Origin of the sequence: Sphingomonas sp. CL5.1 (assembly GCF_013344685.1) — a bacterium.
Lineage (GTDB): Bacteria > Pseudomonadota > Alphaproteobacteria > Sphingomonadales > Sphingomonadaceae > Sphingomonas.
Genome location: NZ_CP050137.1, coordinates 900,942 through 917,650 on the forward strand (window position 1 = coordinate 900,942; position 16,709 = coordinate 917,650).

Sequence of the window (16,709 nt, forward strand, 5' to 3'; positions counted from 1 at the left end):
CTCAGCCAAATCCCCCGCCGCCGGGCGTCTCGATCACGAAGCGGTCGCCCGCCGCCAGCGCCGCCTGATCGCGGCCACCGAGCATCTCGCGCTCGCCGCCGTGGCGCTCCACCCATTGCCGGCCGGGCGCGCCGTCGCCGCCGCCGGCCAGGCCGAAGGGGGCGATCACGCGGCGCGAGGCGACGATCGTGGCGGTCATCGGCTCCAGCGCGGTGATCGCGCGGACCACGCCGTGGCCGCCGCGATGCCGCCCCGCGCCGCCCGAGCCGCGCCGGATCGCGAACGTGTCTAGCCGCACCGGATAGCGCATCTCCAATATCTCCGGATCGGTGATGCGCGTGTTGGTCATGTGCGTGTGCACCGCGCTCGCGCCGTCGAAATCGGGGCCGGCGCCCGAACCGCCGCAGATCGTCTCATAATATTGGAAGCGGTCGTTGCCGAACAGGAAGTTGTTCATCGTCCCCTGTGAGGCCGCCTCCGCGCCGAGCGCGCCGAGCAGCGCGTTGCATACCGCCTGGCTCACCTCGGTATTGCCCGCCACCACCGCGCTGCCGGGCGGCGGCGAAAGGAAGCTCCCCTCCGGCAGGATGATCGTCAGCGGCGCGAGGCAGCCCTCGTTGAGCGGCAGATCCTCGCCGACGAGGCAGCGGAAGGCGTAGAGCACCACCGCGCGCGTCACCGCCGGGGGCGCGTTGAAATTGCCCGTGCTGGCGGGACTGGTGCCGGTGAAGTCGATCGTCGCGGCGCGGGCGGCGTGATCGACCGTCACCGTCACCGCGATCCGCGCGCCGTCATCCATCGGATAGTCGAAGCCACCATCCGACAGGCGGGTGATGACGCGGCGGATGCTCTCCTCCGCATTGGCCATCACATGGCCCATATAGGCGGAGACCATCGGCCAGCCGCGCGCTTCCACCAGCGCGCGCAACTCGGCGATGCCGGTCTCGTTGGCGGCGAGCTGCGCCTTGATGTCCGCGACGTTCACGTCCGGGCTGCGCGCCGGCCAGCGCGCGCTTGCGAGCAGGGCGCGGAACTCGGCCTCGCGCATCTCCCCGCCCTCGACCAGCAGGAAATCGTCGATGACGACGCCCTCGTCCTCCAGCGTGCGCGAATCCGGCGGGGTGGAGCCGGGGGTGAGGCCGCCGATATCGGCATGGTGCCCGCGATTGGCGACGAAGAAGCGGATGTGCTTCCCCGCCTCGTCGAACACCGGAGAGATCACCGTCACGTCCGGCAGGTGCGTGCCGCCATTGAACGGATTGTTGAGCGCCACCGCGTCGCCGGGCCTGAGCGTGCCGCCCCGGCCGGCGATCACCGCGCGCACGCTCTCCCCCATCGCGCCAAGATGGACCGGGACGTGCGGCGCATTGGCGATCAGGTTGCCGGCGGCGTCGAACAAGGCGCAGGAGAAATCGAGCCGCTCCTTCATGTTGACGCTGCTGGAGGTGTTGCGCAGCACCACGCCCATCCGGTCCGCGATGCCCATGAACTGCGCGTTGAACAGTTCGAGCTGCACCGGATCAGCCACCGAAGGATCGTCCGTGGCGAGACGCGCGGCGCTTTCGTGGTGGAGGATCAACTCGCCCTGCCCCCCCACCTCCAGCCGCCAGCCGGGTTCGACCAATGTGGTGGCGATCGCCTCGCGGATCAGCGCGGGGCCGGCGATGCGGTCGCCGGGGCGCAAGGCGTCGCGGTCGTGGACAGGAGCCTGATGCGCACGCCCATCGCTCCATAGCGCGATCGTCTCCAGCGGCGCGGGGAGCGGGCCCTGGCGCGGGGCCAGCGGCGGCATGGCGACGGGCGTGCCGGGCAGGATCGCCTCCACCACCACGCTCTCCGCGACGATCGCGCGGTCGGGGCTGACGAAGCCGAAGCGCGCGCGGTGCGCCGCCTCGAACGCCGCGCGCATTTCCGTCAGTGTACCGACAGGGGCGGGGAGCGCGGTGTCGGTGCCCGCGTAACGCAGGTTGACGCTCGTCTCGCGCCGCGCATCGCCGCCCACCTCGCGCGCGGCCTCTTCGCCGAGCGTTTCCGCCAGCGCGTCGATCTCCGCCAGCGCCGCTTCGTCCAGCGCGCGTTCGAGCGAGCGCTGGCGCATCGCCGACTGGTCCGCCAGCCCCATGCCATAGGCGGAGAGCACGCCCGCGAAGGGATGGATCAGCACGGTGCGCATCCCCAGGGTCTCCGCGACCTTGCAGGCGTGCTGCCCGCCCGCGCCGCCGAAACATTGCAGCACGAAGCGCGTGGCGTCCTCGCCGCGCTCCAGCACGACGCGCTTGATCGCGGCGGCCATGTTGGCGACCGCGATCGTCAGGAAACCCTCCGCCACGTCGCGCGGCTCCTGCGGGCGGCCGGTGGCGGCGGCGATCTCGTCGGCCAGCGCGGCGAAGCGCGCCTCCACCGCCGCGCGATCGAGCGGGAGGTTGCCGTCAGGCCCGAAGATCGCGGGGAAGTGATCCGGCTGGATCTTGCCCGTCATCACATTGGCGTCGGTGACCGTGAGCGGGCCGCCACGCCGATAGCAGGCGGGGCCGGGGCTCGCGCCCGCGCTGTCCGGCCCGACGCGATAGCGCGCGCCGTCGAAATGTAGGATCGATCCGCCGCCCGCCGCGACCGTCTCGATCGCCATCATCGGCACGCGCAGCTCGACGCCCGCCACCTCGGTGTCGAAGGCGCGCTCGAAGCGGCCGGCGTAGAGCATCACGTCGGTGGACGTTCCACCCATGTCGAAGCCGATCACGCGATCGAACCCCGCCGCCTCCGCCGTCCGCGCCGCCGCGACCACGCCGCCCGCCGGGCCAGAGAGGATCGCGTCCTTGCCCTGAAAGGCGCGCGCGTCGGCCAGCCCGCCGTTCGACTGCATGAAGGCGAGCGGCGTGTCGCCCAGCGCGCTCGCCACCGTGTCGACATAGCGGCGCAGCACGGGGGAGAGATAGGCATCCACCACGCTCGTCCGCCCGCGCGCGACGAGGCCGGTGAGCGGGCTGACCCCGTGGCTCGCCGAAACCTGCGCGAAGCCCGCCTCGCGCGCCAGCGCCGCCACACGGCGTTCGGTTTCGGGGAAAGCCCAGGCATGGGCGAGCGCGATCGCCACCGCCTCGATCCCCTCGGCGCGGCGGCGGGCGAGCATCGCGCGCACCGCCTCCTCATCGAGCGGGACGAGCGTGTTGCCCGCCGCGTCGATCCGCCCGCCGATCTCCTCCACCGCTTCGTGCAGCGGCGCGGGCAGGCGGATCGCGAGGTCGAACAGGCGGGGCCGCGCCTGATTGCCGATCGTCAGCAGGTCCGCGAAGCCCCGGTCGACCACCAGCAGCGTCCGCGCCCCCTTACGCTCCAGCAGCGCGTTGGTGGCGACGGTGGTGCCCATCTTGACCTGATCGATCAGCGCAGCCGGAAGCGCCGCGTCATCCGCCACGCCCAGCGCCGCGCGGATGCCGGCGATCGCGGCATCGTCATAGCGTTCAGGATTCTCGCTCAGCAGCTTCGAGGTGGAGAGCGTGCCGTCCGGCGCGCGGGCGACGATATCGGTGAAGGTGCCGCCCCGATCGATCCAGAACTGCCAGCCCACCGAAACCTCCAATTTATCGATAAATTATCAATGATACGATCATCAATCGTTGACAAGTCGGATTCGACGCGCAAACTTCGACCGGGCTCAGGAGAAGGGGAAGGCGATATGAAGCGCGCGATCGTTTCCTCGGCGCATCTGGCCGATGGCGCGGCGCCCGCCTTGTCGGAGCTGGAGTTCAGCCTCACCCTCGCCGCGACCGCCTATCAGCGCTGGCTCGCGCGCTGCGCGCTGGCGGCGGGCGCGCCGCTCTCGCCGATCGAGGTGCTAATCCTCCACACCGTCCGCCATCGCGACCGGCCGAAGCGGCTCGGCGACATCACGCTCGTCCTCGATATCGAGGATACGCACCTCGCCACCTATGCGATCCGCAAGCTGGAAAAGGCGCGCTTCGTGGAGACGCGGCGGCTGGGCAAGGAGAAGCTTGTCGTCGCGACCGAGGCGGGGGTGGTGTTCTGCGACGCCTATCGCGAGGTTCGCGAGCGGCTGCTCGCCGACGCGGTGGCGGCGGAAGGGCCGGGGGACGCCGCGCTATCCGACGCAGCCGATCTGCTGCGGCGCATCTCGGGCCAGTACAACCAGGCGGCACGCGCCGCCGCTACGCTCTAGGAAAGGGAAGGCGATGCTGGTCCTGTCCGGGATCGCGATCATCGTCGTCGGCTTCGCGCTGGGGGTCAATCCGCTGCTGGTGGTGACGCTCGCCGCGTTCGCCAGCGCGATGGCCGCTGGGCACGGGCCGGTCGAGGTGATCGGCATGATCGGCAAGGCATTCGTCGACGGGCGCTTCCTCGCGGTGGCGTGGCTGGCGCTGCCGACGATCGGGCTGCTGGAGCGCGCCGGGCTGCGCGATCATGCGCGGGCGCTGGTGCGGCGGCTGCGCGGGGCGACCACCGGGCGCGTGCTGCTCGGCTATCTCGCGCTACGCCAACTCACCGCGTCGCTCGGCCTCACCTCGCTCGGCGGGCATGTGCAGATGGTGCGGCCGATCGTCGCGCCAATGGCGGAGGGCGCGGCCGAGCGCGATGGCGAGGCGCCCGATGGGGACACGCGTGAGCTGATCCGCGCCAATGCCGCCGCCGTCGACAATATCGGGCTGTTCTTCGGCGAGGACGTATTCATCGCGATCGGCTCGATCCTGCTGATCCGCGCGGTGCTGGAGCAGAACGGCATCGTCGTCGCGCCGCTGCATGTCGCGATCTGGGCGATCCCGACCGCGATCTCGGCCTTCCTGATCCACGGCGCGCGGCTGCTGCTGCTCGATCGCCGGCTGAGGAAGCGCGCCGCGTGATCGGGCTGGACGCGATCGGCGCGGTCGCGGGGCTGCTGCCGGCGGCGGTGGCGGTCCACCACGCCGCGCATCGCACCACGCCGGGCTGGTGGCGCAGCGCGAGCTTCTGGGCGCTGTTCGCCGCCAGCCTGATCGCCGGGCCGTGGCTGCCCGATGTGGCGAACGGGGTGATCGTGCTGGCGCTGGTCGCGCTCGCCACCGCCGGCCTCAGGCCCGCGGCGGTCCCCACCACCAGCGATGCGGAGCGCGCGGCGAGCGCCCGGCGGCTGGGATCGCGGCTGTTCCTTCCCGCCTTGTGCATCCCGGTGGTGACGCTGGCCGGCACGTTGCTGCTTCCGGACGGCAAGGTCGCCGGCCATGCGCTGATCGATCCGAAGCAGGTGACGCTCGTCTCGCTCGCCGCCGGGGCGATCGTCGCGCTCGGCTTCGCGATCCGCCTGACCCGCGCGCCGCGCGCCGCGCCGGCGGCGGAGGCGCGGCGGCTGACCGATGCGATCGGCTGGACGATGATCCTGCCGCAGATGCTCGCCGCGCTCGGCGGGATCTTCGCCGTCGCCAATGTCGGCAAGTGGATCGCGGCGGGCGTCACCAGCGTGATGCCGCTCGACACGCCGGCAATCGCGGCGGTCGCCTATTGCCTCGGCATGGCGCTGTTCACGATCGTGATGGGCAACGCCTTCGCCGCCTTTCCGATCATGACGGCGGGGATCGGCCTGCCCTTCATCATTCACCAGTTCGGCGGCGATCCCGCGCCGGTGGCGGCGCTGGGGATGCTCTCCGGCTTCTGCGGCACGCTGATGACGCCGATGGCGGCGAACTTCAACATCGTGCCCGTCGCCGCGCTGGAATTGCGCGACAAGCACGGCGTGATCCGCGTGCAGATACCGACCGCGCTGGTGCTCCTCGCCGTCAATATCGCGATCCTGACGATCTTCGTCCTGCCCGGAACCCATCGATGACCCATGATCTCACCGCCGACCGCGCCGGCCAGTTCGCGCGCATCGCGCTCGGCCATGTCGCGCGCGAATACCCGCACAAGGCGGACCATGTGATGACCGGCGACGGCGATATCTATACGCCGCGCGCGGTCCATTCGATCTTCTTCGGCAGCTTCGACTGGCATAGCTGCGTCCACGGATACTGGCTGCTCGCGCGGGTGCGGCGGCTGTTCCCCGATCTGCCCGAGGCGGCGCGGACCGACGCGCTGTTCGCCGACGCCTTCACGCCCGCGAAGGTGGAGGCCGAGCGCGCCTATCTCGATCGCCCGGCCGCGCGCGGGTTCGAGCGGCCCTATGGCTGGGCGTGGCTGCTGATGCTCGCGGCGGAGCTGCGGCTGGGCGGCTCGCCGCACGAGGCGACGTTGCGGCCACTCGCCGAAGCCTTCGTGCGGCGCTTTCACGATTTCCTGCCGCTGCTCACCTATCCGGTGCGCGCCGGGACGCATGCCAACACCGCTTTCGCGCTGGTGCTGGCGGCTCGTTATGCGGAAGTGACGGGCGACGCCTCGCTGCGCGCGTTGCTCGCGGACCGGGCACGCGACTGGTTCGGCGCGGATCGCGATGCGCAAGGCTGGGAACCGGGCGGCGACGACTTCCTCTCGCCGACGCTGATGGAGGCGAGCGCGATGGCCGCGCTGATGCCGCCGGGCGACTTCCGCGCGTGGCTAGCCGGCTTCCTCCCGCGCCTCGCCGCGCGCGAGCCGGCGACGCTGTTCAGCCCCGCGATCGTCAGCGACCGCAGCGACGGCAAGATCGCGCATCTCGACGGCCTCAACCTCAGCCGCGCCTGGGCGTTCCGCGCCATCGCCGACGCGAGCGACCAGCCGGCGAACCTGCGCGACGCCGCCGACCGTCACCTCGCCGCCGCGCTGGACGAGGTGGCGGGCGATTACATGGGCGAGCATTGGCTGGCGAGCTTCGCGCTGCTCGCGCTGACCGGCTGAAACTGGCGGCAAAAGCCGCCTCGCGCGTCCATAAGATATCCTTCCCTGAACCAACCGGACGACAGTTTTCGATGCGCAAGACCCTGCTGATGCTCGCCACCGTCCTTGCCGCCCTGCCGGCGACGGCGCAGATCACGCCCTCGATCCCGGACGACGCCCCCGTGACGTCGATCCCGCAGGTAGCGCCCGGCTTCGACGTGGCGGCGGCGAAGGCGCGCATCGCCGCATCGCTGGACAAGCAATATCCGCACCTCGACGCGCTCTACAAGGATCTGCACCAGCATCCGGAGGTGAGCTTCCAGGAGGTACGCACCGCCGGCATCCTCGCCGCGGAGATGCGCAGGCTGGGCTTCACCGTGACGGAGAAGGTGGGCAAGACGGGCATCGTCGCGATCCTGAAGAACGGCGAGGGGCCGGTCGTGATGGTGCGCACCGAGCTCGACGCGTTGCCGCTGGAGGAGAAGACCGGCCTGCCCTATGCCAGCCGCGCGCAGCAGACGGTCGACGGCAAGCTGACCTATGTCGACCATGCCTGCGGGCATGACAGCCATATGGCGTGGTGGATCGGCGCGGCGACCGCGCTGGTGGCGATGAAGGACCAGTGGCACGGCACCCTGATGTTCATCGGCCAGCCCGCCGAGGAGACGCTGCTCGGCGCCAAGGCGATGATCGAGGACGGGCTATTCAAGCGCTGGCCGAAGCCCGACTACGGCTTCGCCGCGCACGTCGGCCCCGATCAGGTCGGCCGCGTGGTGGTGAAGGAAGGCGCGGTCACCTCCGCCTCCGACAAGGTCAACATCACCTTCAACGGGGTCGGCGCGCACGGCTCGATGCCCGACAAGAGCATCGATCCGGTGGTGATGGGCAGCCGCTTCGTGATGGACGTGCAGACGATCATCAGCCGCGAGCGCGATCCCAACCTGTTCGGCGTGATCTCGGTCGGCAGCTTCCATGCCGGGACGGTCGGCAACATCATCCCCGATCACGCCGACCTGCAACTGACGGTGCGCTCCCGCGATGCGGCGACGCGCAAGCTGCTGCTCGACGGCATCACCCGCACCGCGCGCGCGGTGGCGGAGATGGCGCGCGCACCAGAACCGGCGGTGGCGCATCCGGCGGGCACCGGCGTGGTCAACAACGATGCGGCGCTGTCGGCGCGCACCGCTTCCGTGCTCGCGGCGGCGTTCGGCAAGGATGTCGCCTTCGTGCCGACGACCATGCCGGGCGGCAACGCCAGCGAGGACTATGCCGCGTTCATCGAGGCCGGCGTGCCCTCCGTTTTCCTCGCGGTCGGCGGCTACGATCCGGCGATGATCGCGCGCTACAAGGCGGAAGGGAAGCCGGTGCCGGTCAACCACTCGCCGTTTTTCGCGCCGGTGCCCGAGCCGACGATCAAGCGCGGCGCGGAAACGCTGGCGCTGGCGGTGCTGGGGGTGGCGGGCAACGGCGTGACGGCGAAATAATTACCGGTCAGGCGTGCCCATCGGCATGATCGTCCTCGTCGATCCAGAGGACGTGGGAATCGATCTCCAGCCTGAGCACCGCCCGCAGCGCCTCGACGCGCGCGCGGATCTCCTCACGCCGCGCGTCGTTCGCCTGTCGCTCGGCATAGAGCAGCTCGGCGAGGTCGATCGCGCCGAGCCGGTTGCCGGTGCGCGTGCGCTCGGCCACCGCCTGCGCGCGGGCGGCCGCCTCGCGCAGCGATCGCCAGCCGTCGATCCGCCCGCGCGCCAGCGCGACGTCCGCCGCCGCGATCGCCGCGATCGAGCGGCGGACGGCGGCGAGATCGCTCACCGCCGCCGATGACTGCGCCGCCGCCTCGTCGGCCAGATAGCGGCGATAGCCTCCGCCGAGCGGCATGGACGCGACCAGCCCGATGCCGCGCTCCATTCCGCCGCGTTCGCTGAACGCGCGCACGCCGAGCGAGGGGTCGGCGACACGATCCGCCCGCGCGCGCCGCGCGGCGAAGCCGAGCCGGTCCGCCTCCGCCTGCGCGGCCTCGATCTCGTGGCTGCGCTCGATCACCAGCCGGCCGAGCGTGGCGAAGCCCTCCGCCGGTTCGTCCGGCTCGGCAGGCGCCGGGGCGGCCTGCGGCAGCGGGATCGAGGGGAAATTGGCGCGCAGCGTCGCTTCCGCCTCCGCCAGCGCAGCCCTCGATTCGGCAAGCTGCCCCCGCGCGCGCGCCACCGCCGCGCGCGCCTGATCGACATCCAGCGCGGCGGCATCGCGCAATTGCGCGCGCCGCTCGACCGCCCCCGCCTCGCGCTCCAGACTGGCGAGATTGCGCGTATCGCTGTCGGCCAGCGCGGTCGCGCCGATCCAGTCGAGCCACAAGCGCGCCAGTTCCAGCGCGGCCTGGTGGCGCGCATCGGCCATGCGGTTTTGCGCCGCCGCGACGCCCGCTTCGCCGGTGCGGCGATCGAGCGCCGCCTTGCCCGGCAGGCGGACCGCGCGGGTGAGCGTCGCGTCGAACTCGGCATAATCGCCTTCGCGATCGACGCTGCGGCGCACGGCGCTGCCCGTCAGCACGATCTCGTGACTGCCCTTCGCCAATGCCCCGGCCTGCGCGCGCGCCACCCCGACGCGATGTCCGGCGGCCAGCACGGCGGGGTGATTGTCGAGCGCCACGCGCACCGTCTCGGGCGGCGGCAGCGACCGGCGCGCGTCGCGCGGCTCGGCATGGGATGCGCTCGCGGCCAGCGCCAGCCACAACAGATGCTTCATGCCAACCTGCCTCGCGCGATAACCGGGGTCGCGTACCAGCGCACCGGGCCGCCGCGCCGCAACGTCTCCACCACAGCGACCAGCATGGCGAGCCGGCTCTCCGCGACGATCAGCTCGACCGCGCGGCGATCGAGCCGCCCGGTGACCCGCTCGGCGGTGGTGGCGTCGGAGAAGTCGCGGCCCAGCACCGCCTCGGCACGGACATGTACCGGCCCCTCGCCCGCCGCATGCAGCGCTTCGGCGATCGGCGCCGCGTCACTCGCGGCGCAGTGGAATGTCAGCAGCAACTCAGCCATCGCCGCGCTCCCGCGCGGATTCGCCGAACCGCTCGAACAGCATCGGCAGCAGGATCAACGTCAGCAACGTGGACGTCACCAGCCCGCCGATCACGACGATGGCCAGCGGCCGCTGGATCTCCGATCCGGGGCCGGTGGCGAATAGCAGCGGCACCAGCCCGAAGGCGGTGATGCTCGCGGTCATCAGCACCGGGCGCAGTCGCCGCTCGGCGCCGACGCGCACCGCCTCAACCATCGCCATGCCGTCGGCGCGGAGCTGGCGGAAACAGGCGACCAGCACCAGCCCGTTGAGCACGGCGATACCGAGCAGCGCGATGAACCCGACAGAGGCGGGCACCGACAGATATTGCCCCGACAGCCACAAGGCGACGATCCCGCCGACCATCGCGAACGGGATGTTGACGAGGATCAGCAGCGATGCGCGCAGCGAGCGGAGCGTCACGAGCAGCACGACCAGGATCAGGACGAGCGCGACCGGCACCACCAGCGACAGCCGCGCGGCGGCGCGCTGCTGGTTCTCGAACTGCCCGCCCCAGACGAGGCGGTAGCCGGCCGGCAGCGCCACCTTCGCCGCCACCGCCCGTTTAGCGTCCTCGACATAACCGACGAGATCGCGACCGGCGACAAACGCCTGCACCAGCGCATAGCGCGAGCCGTTCTCGTGATCGATCTTCACCGGCCCCGCCACCGGCCGGATCGCGGCAAGGTCGCTGACGCGCACCGTCCTACCCTCCGGCGAGCGCAGCAACAGGTCGGTGAACAGCCGGGGATCGTCGCGCAGCGCATCGCCGCCGCGGATCACGATCGGCGTGCGCCGCGCGCCTTCCGCGACGATCCCCGTGCGCATCCCCTCGAGCTGGATGCGCAGCGCATCCTCGATGGTCTCGATCGAGAAGCCGGCGCGTCCCGCCGCCAGCCGGTCGATATCGATCTGGAGGTAATCGACGCGCTCGTTGGCGACGGTCATCACCTCGGTCGCGCCGCGCGTTTCCTGAAGCGCGCGCTGGACTTGCCCCGCCAGGCGGCCGAGCGTCGCGCCGTCCGGCCCGAAGATCTTGACGGCCAGATCGCCGCGCGCGCCGGTCAGCATCTCGGAAACGCGCATCTCGATCGGCTGGGTGAAGCTCGCCTCGATCCCCGGCAGGCGCTGCATCGCCGCGCGCATCGCCTCGACGATCTCCTCCTTCGTGCCGCGCCATTCCGCGCGCGGACGCAGCGTGACGAAGGCGTCGCTTTCGTTGAGGCCCATCGGATCCAGCCCCAGCTCGTCCGATCCGACGCGCGAGATCACACGCTCCACCTCGGGGACATGATCGATCAGCGCGCGCTGCGCCGCTGTGTCGCCGCGCACCGAATGGGCTAGGCCGATGCTCGGGTTCTTGACCGTCTGCATGACGACCGAGCCTTCGTCCATCTGCGGCATGAAGGTCTTGCCGACCGCGCCATAGGCGATCACCGCCACCGCCAGCCCAGCGCCGGCGACGCCATAGACCAGCCGCTTGCGCGCGAAGGCGGCGGCGAGCAGCGCGCGGTAGCGCGGGGTCAGCACGCGCATGATCCACGGATCGGCATGGGCGCCCGCCTTCAGCCCGAACGAGGCGAGTACCGGCACCAGGGTGAGCGCCAGCACCAGCGAGCCGACCAGCGCGAAGATGATGGTGAGCGCGACCGGTGCGAACAATTTCCCTTCCAGCCCTTCCAGCGAAACGAGCGGCAGGAACACCAGCGCGATAATCAGCAGGCCGGCGGAGACCGGCACCACCACGTCGCCGGTCGCGCGGAAAACGTGGTTGAGGCGCGGCGCGCCATCCCCGTCGTGCGCATGGGACAGGCGCTCGACGACATTCTCCACCACCACCACCGCGCCATCGACCAGCATCCCGATCGCAATGGCGAGGCCGCCGAGGCTCATCAGATTGGCGGTCAGCCCCCAGAAGCGCATCAGGAGGAAAGTGACCAGCGCCGCCATCGGCAGCGTCACCGCGACGATCGCCGCCGCTCGCCAGTCGCCGAGGAACAGGATCAGCAACACGACGACCAGCACCGTCGCCTCCAGCAGCGCATGCTCGACCGTGCCCACCGCGCGGGCGATCAGGTCCGAACGGTCATAGAAGACGTCGATCCTGGTGCCGGGCGGCAGGCCGCGCGACAGTTCCGCGAGCCGTTCCTTGACGCCTGCGACCACCTTGCGCGCATCGGCGCCGCGCAGCGCGACCACCAGCCCCTCGACCGTCTCGCCGCGCGCATCGCCGCTCAGCGCGCCGTAGCGGGTCAGGCTGCCCGTGCCGACGCTCGCGATATCGCCGAGCCGCAGGACGTGCCCGTCGCGCGCGCGGATCACCAGCGCCTCCAGGTCCGCGACGGTGCGGATCGCGCCGACCGCGCGGACGATCAGCGCGTCCTCGCCGTTGCCCAGCCGCCCCGCGCCGTCGTTGCGGTTGCCCGCCTCGATCGCCGCCTTCACCTCGGCCAGCGTCAACCCGGCCGAGGCGACGGCGATCGGGTCCGGCCGCACCTCGAAGGTGCGGACATAGCCGCCCAGCACGTTGACGTCCGCCACCCCCGGCACGGTGCGCAGCGCCGGCCGGATCGTCCAGTCGAGCAGGGTGCGCTTTTCCTCCAGGCTGAGCGGGCCGGCGATCGTGAACATGAACAGCTCGGAAAGCGGGGTGGAGATCGGCGCCAGCCCGCCGCCGATCGACGCGGGCAGATCGCCCATCACACCGGCCAGCCGCTCGCTCACCTGCTGACGCGCCCAATAGATGTCGGTGCCGTCGTCGAAGTCGATCGTCAGGTCGGCCATCGCATATTTGGCGGTCGCCCGCATCACCGCCTGCCGGGGGATGCCGAGCATCTCCTGCTCGATCGGCGCGATGACGCGGGTCTCGACCTCCTCGGGCGTCATGCCGGGCGCCTTGAGGACGATCTTCACCTGCGTCGGCGCGATATCGGGATAGGCGTCGATCGGCAGGGTGGCGAAAGTCCACGCCCCCAGCGCGCCGACGGCCAACGCCGCCGCGACGACGAGCAGCCGGAACGACAAGGCCCATGCGACCAGCCCGCGCAGCATCGCCCGCCCTCAGTTCGCGGCGGCGAGCATCTTCAGCTCGCTCAGCCCGGCGCTGACCACGCGCTCGCCCGCGCGCAGGCCGCTGGTGACGATGGCGCGGTCGCCCGCGCCGTGGACGGTGCTGACGGCGCGGGTCGCGACCCCGCCGCGCGCGATCACGAACACCGTCGCGCGGCCGTCGATATCGACCACCGATCGCGCGGGGATGCTCACCGCGCCCGCCGGGGCCGGGCCATCGATCGTCACCGGCATCGCGCCGCCGGCAACCACGCCGGGCGCGGCCGGCAGGCTGGCGGTGACGGTGGTCGAGCGCGTCTCTGGATCGAGCGCGCCGCCAACCGCCAGCACCGTGCCGACGCCATGATCGCCGACCCGCACGCGCATGCCGGGGCGGACGGTGCCGAACAGCCGCTCGGGGAGCTGCGCCGTCACCTGCAACGCGCCGCCGCCGTCGATCACGAACGGCGCGGCACCGACATCCAGCGCCTTGCCGGTCTCGGCGGTCATGCTGCTGATCCGGCCGGTGATCGGCGCGACGAGCGTATAGCCCGCGCCGCCGCCATGCGCCCCGCCGGCGAGCGCGATCAGCCGCGCCTGCTCGCCGACGTCCACATCGCTCTGCCGCGCGAGCGCATTGGCCTGATCGGCGCGGGCCGGGGCGATGATGCCTTCGCGGGAAAGCCGCGCCAGCCGCGCCGCGTCGGCGCGCGCGAGCACCTGACGCGACCGGGCACGCGCGAGATCGGCGTTGAGGCCCACCATGTCGCGGCTGGCGACAGTGGCGAGCGGCTGGCCGGCGCGCACCTCCTCCCCGTCGACCACGAACACCCGCGTGACCACTCCGGCAAGCTGCGCGGCGACCGCGACGCGGGCATTGGGCGGCGGAACGATCCGCGCCGGGAGCACCGCGACGGGAACGGTCGCCGCCGCCTCCGCGACCGCCAGTTCCAGCCCCAGTGCGCGCATCTGATCCGGGCGCAGCGTGATGAAGTCCGCGCGCTTCGCGGCGGCGGGCGGCCCATCGGCCGGCGTCGCCAGCTTCGCGCCGGGCGACAGCCACCACAACCCGGCGACCGCCAGCGCGGCGGCGGCCGATCCGCCGATCATCCAGGTGCGACGTTCCATGTCCCGCCGCTAGGACAGGTTACTGACGTCAATCTGACGACGCCGGCTCCATCGGGAAGCCGAGCCGGATTTCGCGCCGCTCCCCGTCGGCGCTCAGCGTGCCGCCGTGCGCGCGCATGATGCGGTCGACGATCGCCAGCCCCAGCCCGGCGCCATGCTTGCTCGCGTGATCGGCGCGGCGATGACGCTCCACCAGCTCTCTCAGCCGCGTCTCGCTCAACCCCGCGCCCTCATCACGCACCGCGATCACCCGGTCGGCGGTGACGCGAACGGTCACGCGGCCGCCCTCCGGGGTTACGCGCAGCGCATTCTCGATCAGGTTGCGCAGCGCCGCCGCGATCGCCTCGCCGCGCCCGCGCGCCGGCACCGGCGCGTCGGCCTCCAGCTCGATCCGCACCCCGCGATCGAAGGCGATCGGGGCGAGCCGCGCGATCACCGCCGCCGCGATATCGGCGAGGTCCACCGCCACCGGCTTGAGCTGCGCCGCGCGATCGGCGTCGATCTGGGCGAGCAGCATGAGCTGGTCGATCAGCCGCCGCATCTGCGCCACGTCGCCGCGCAGCCGATGCGCCTCCGGGTGATCGAGCCGGTCCAGCTCCAGCGACAGCAGGGTGAGCGGCGTGCGCAATTCGTGCGCCACGTCCGCCGCGAACGCCTCGTGCATCCCGGCGGTGCGATCGACGCGATCGAGCACGCGGTTGATCGCGTCGGCGAAGGGGCGCGCCTCCATCGGGAAATCGGTGGTGTCGACGCGCACCCCGCGCGCGTCGCCGGTGCGCGCGTCGATCGTCCGCGCGGCGTCGATCAGCGGGCGCACCGAGGTGGTGATCGCCCAGCGCCCGGCCATTGCCATCGGCACGATCAGCACCGCCATCGGCAGCAGCACATGCTCCGCGAGCTGATGGAACACCTCCACCAGTGCGGCGCGGTTGGAGAGGTTGTTGAAGGCGTCGCTGAAGGTGAGGCGGAACTCGATGCCGATGAAAACCAGCAACAGCAGCGCGCCCAGCCCGCCGACCAGCGCGAGGCTGCGCGTCAGGCGGCTGATGATCGACGGCACCGGCGTCACGCCGCGCCTTCGCGCAGGAGGTAGCCGACCCCGCGTATCGTGTGCAGGCAGCCGCTCGCCCCGGCTTCCTCCAGCTTGCGCCGCAGCCGCGAGACGGTGGCCTCGATCGCGTTGGGGGTCACCGCCTCGTCGAACGTGTAGAGCGCATCCTCGATCGCCCGCCGCCGCACGACCTGTCCCGCCCGGCGCAGCAGCAGTTCGAGCAGCGCCGTCTCGCGCCGGGTGAGATCGAGCGTGACGTCGCCGGCGGTGGCGACATGCGCGGCGGCGTCGAAGCGGATCGCGCCGACCGCCAGCGCGGTCTCCTGCCGCGCGCCTGGCCGGCGCAGCATCGCGCGCATCCGCGCGGCCAGCTCGTCCATCGCGAACGGCTTGGGGAGATAATCGTCGGCGCCGGCGTCCAGCCCCTTCACGCGATCCTCCAAGGCGTCGCGCGCGGTGAGGATCAGCGACGGCGGCGCATCGGCGGAACGGCGGTGGGCGAGCCATTCCAGCCCGTCGCCATCGGGCAGGCCGAGATCGAGCACGAGGCCGTCGAACGCGGCGATGCCGAGCGCGTCGTCGGCCGCCGCGAGGCTGTGCGCGACGTCGCAGACGTGGCCGCGCTCGCCCAGCCCGCCGGCGATGAGGGCGGCGAGGCGCGGATTATCCTCCACGATCAGGATGCGCGCCATCGTCCGCCCGCGACCTATGCCGCCGTGCGATAGAGCCACGCGGCGCAGGCGAGGTCCTGCACGATCGAGCCGAGCGACTTGTAGATCGTCACTTCCCGCGCGTCGCGCCGGCCCGGCGCGATGCCGGCATAGACCGCGCCGATCTCGGCAAGGACGTGATCGTCATCGACCAGCCCGGCCGCCTTCGCGCGGAGGAATTCCGCGCCCTGCGCCAGCACGCCCTCGCGGTGATCGGGAAAGAAGCGCGCGCGGCGGACCAGCGCGTTGTCGATCTCCGCCGGCCCGGCGCGGCTCGATCCGACGACATTGAGATGCGTGCCGGGGGCGATATCGTCGTCGCGCAGGATCGGCTCCGCCGCCGCCGTGGTGGTGCAGATGATATCGGCATCGCGCACCGCCTCGGCGGGAGTCGGCGCGACTTCCACCGGCAGTGCGAGCGCGTCCGCGATCCGCCCGGCAAGGCCCGCCGCCGCCTCCCTGTCGCGGCCCCAGATCGCGATGCGCGCCAGCGGGCGGACGTGGCGGATCGCCAGCGCGTGCTGCCACGCCTGCTCGCCGGTGCCGAGGATGGCGAGCCGCGACGCGTCGGCGCGCGCCAGCGCATCGGTCGCGGCGGCGGAGGCGCAGGCGGTGCGGATCGCCGTCACCTCGCCCGCATCGACGACGCACACCGGCGCGCCGCTTCCGCGATCGAACAGCAGGATCGCGCCCTGATGCGAGCGCCCCCGCGCGGCGGCGGCGGGGAAGACGCTCACCAGCTTCGCGCCGAAGCCCGCGCCGTCGAGCGCGCCGGGCATCACGCCGAACGCATCGCCGCCGCCGAGATCGATGATCCCGCGCAACAATTGCTTCGAGCGTCCGCCCGACAGCGCCATCATCGCCTCGCGCATCAGCGCGATGCACGCCGGATGGTCGAGCCTGCGCGCGACTTCCTCCGCACCGATCACGATCAT

The 16,709-nt window shown here is 71.8% G+C and carries 13 protein-coding genes; 5 read left to right on the plus strand and 8 right to left on the minus strand.

Going from position 1 to position 16,709, the window contains the following annotated elements; genetic code table 11:
* Position 1: 1 nt before the first annotated feature.
* Entirely contained in the window at positions 2-3,568 is a 3,567-nt protein-coding gene (locus tag F9288_RS04540; protein WP_174835533.1) for a hydantoinase B/oxoprolinase family protein, read from the minus strand.
* Between the two features lie 108 nt (positions 3,569-3,676).
* Between F9288_RS04540 and F9288_RS04545 the strand changes: the two genes are divergently transcribed.
* The 5 genes from F9288_RS04545 to F9288_RS04565 all read left to right on the plus strand — a co-directional run bounded on the left by F9288_RS04545 (position 3,677) and on the right by F9288_RS04565 (position 8,261).
* Positions 3,677-4,177: a winged helix DNA-binding protein gene (locus tag F9288_RS04545; protein WP_174835534.1), complete on the plus strand. Its 501-nt coding sequence runs from the start codon at positions 3,677-3,679 to the stop codon at positions 4,175-4,177.
* Between the two features lie 13 nt (positions 4,178-4,190).
* The gene (locus tag F9288_RS04550) at positions 4,191-4,856 is read left to right on the plus strand and encodes a DUF969 domain-containing protein (protein WP_174835535.1); all 666 of its coding nucleotides are present in this window, start codon (positions 4,191-4,193) and stop codon (positions 4,854-4,856) included.
* Positions 4,853-5,815 carry a DUF979 domain-containing protein gene (locus tag F9288_RS04555; protein ID WP_174835536.1) on the plus strand — a complete coding sequence of 321 codons (963 nt, stop codon included), beginning with the start codon at positions 4,853-4,855 and terminating at the stop codon, positions 5,813-5,815. The genes F9288_RS04550 and F9288_RS04555 overlap by 4 nt, the downstream gene beginning before the upstream one ends.
* Positions 5,812-6,798, plus strand: a complete 987-nt coding sequence (locus F9288_RS04560) for a DUF2891 domain-containing protein (RefSeq protein ID WP_174835537.1) — start codon at positions 5,812-5,814, stop codon at positions 6,796-6,798. Before F9288_RS04555 ends, F9288_RS04560 begins: the two co-directional genes overlap by 4 nt.
* A 71-nt stretch (positions 6,799-6,869) precedes the next feature.
* Positions 6,870-8,261 carry an amidohydrolase gene (locus F9288_RS04565; protein WP_174835538.1) on the plus strand — a complete coding sequence of 464 codons (1,392 nt, stop codon included), beginning with the start codon at positions 6,870-6,872 and terminating at the stop codon, positions 8,259-8,261.
* A 7-nt stretch (positions 8,262-8,268) separates the two neighbouring features.
* Here F9288_RS04565 and F9288_RS04570 read toward each other — a convergent pair whose 3' ends face one another.
* Genes F9288_RS04570 through F9288_RS04600 form a run of 7 tightly spaced genes read right to left on the minus strand, consistent with a single transcriptional unit; the run spans position 8,269 to position 16,709 of the window.
* Positions 8,269-9,522, minus strand: a complete 1,254-nt coding sequence (locus tag F9288_RS04570; RefSeq protein WP_174835539.1) for a TolC family protein — start codon at positions 9,520-9,522, stop codon at positions 8,269-8,271.
* Positions 9,519-9,818, minus strand: coding sequence for a DUF3240 family protein (locus F9288_RS04575; protein ID WP_174835540.1), 300 nt, complete (start codon positions 9,816-9,818; stop codon positions 9,519-9,521). The genes F9288_RS04570 and F9288_RS04575 overlap by 4 nt, the downstream gene beginning before the upstream one ends.
* A complete protein-coding gene (locus F9288_RS04580; RefSeq protein ID WP_174835541.1) occupies positions 9,811-12,888 on the minus strand; it encodes an efflux RND transporter permease subunit in 3,078 nt (1,025 codons plus the stop codon). Before F9288_RS04580 ends, F9288_RS04575 begins: the two co-directional genes overlap by 8 nt.
* 9 nt (positions 12,889-12,897) lie before the next feature.
* Positions 12,898-14,013 carry an efflux RND transporter periplasmic adaptor subunit gene (locus tag F9288_RS04585; protein WP_174835542.1) on the minus strand — a complete coding sequence of 372 codons (1,116 nt, stop codon included), beginning with the start codon at positions 14,011-14,013 and terminating at the stop codon, positions 12,898-12,900.
* Between the two features lie 28 nt (positions 14,014-14,041).
* Positions 14,042-15,082, minus strand: coding sequence for a sensor histidine kinase KdpD (locus tag F9288_RS04590; RefSeq protein ID WP_174835543.1), 1,041 nt, complete (start codon positions 15,080-15,082; stop codon positions 14,042-14,044).
* Complete coding sequence (locus tag F9288_RS04595; RefSeq protein WP_174835544.1) at positions 15,079-15,756, minus strand: response regulator transcription factor; 678 nt, start codon at positions 15,754-15,756, stop codon at positions 15,079-15,081. The genes F9288_RS04590 and F9288_RS04595 overlap by 4 nt, the downstream gene beginning before the upstream one ends.
* A gap of 14 nt (positions 15,757-15,770) precedes the next feature.
* Positions 15,771-16,709: an ornithine cyclodeaminase family protein gene (locus F9288_RS04600; RefSeq protein ID WP_174835545.1), complete on the minus strand. Its 939-nt coding sequence runs from the start codon at positions 16,707-16,709 to the stop codon at positions 15,771-15,773.

Coding starts and splice junctions, on each gene's coding strand:
- F9288_RS04580 (WP_174835541.1), bottom strand. CDS start 12,888: ATGCTGCGCGGGCTGGTCGCATGGGCCTTGTCGTTCCGGCTGCTCGTC.
- F9288_RS04575 (WP_174835540.1), bottom strand. CDS start 9,818: ATGGCTGAGTTGCTGCTGACATTCCACTGCGCCGCGAGTGACGCGGCG.
- F9288_RS04600 (WP_174835545.1), bottom strand. CDS start 16,709: ATGATCGTGATCGGTGCGGAGGAAGTCGCGCGCAGGCTCGACCATCCG.
- F9288_RS04565 (WP_174835538.1), top strand. CDS start 6,870: ATGCGCAAGACCCTGCTGATGCTCGCCACCGTCCTTGCCGCCCTGCCG.
- F9288_RS04545 (WP_174835534.1), top strand. CDS start 3,677: ATGAAGCGCGCGATCGTTTCCTCGGCGCATCTGGCCGATGGCGCGGCG.
- F9288_RS04570 (WP_174835539.1), bottom strand. CDS start 9,522: ATGAAGCATCTGTTGTGGCTGGCGCTGGCCGCGAGCGCATCCCATGCC.
- F9288_RS04550 (WP_174835535.1), top strand. CDS start 4,191: ATGCTGGTCCTGTCCGGGATCGCGATCATCGTCGTCGGCTTCGCGCTG.
- F9288_RS04560 (WP_174835537.1), top strand. CDS start 5,812: ATGACCCATGATCTCACCGCCGACCGCGCCGGCCAGTTCGCGCGCATC.
- F9288_RS04585 (WP_174835542.1), bottom strand. CDS start 14,013: ATGGAACGTCGCACCTGGATGATCGGCGGATCGGCCGCCGCCGCGCTG.
- F9288_RS04595 (WP_174835544.1), bottom strand. CDS start 15,756: ATGGCGCGCATCCTGATCGTGGAGGATAATCCGCGCCTCGCCGCCCTC.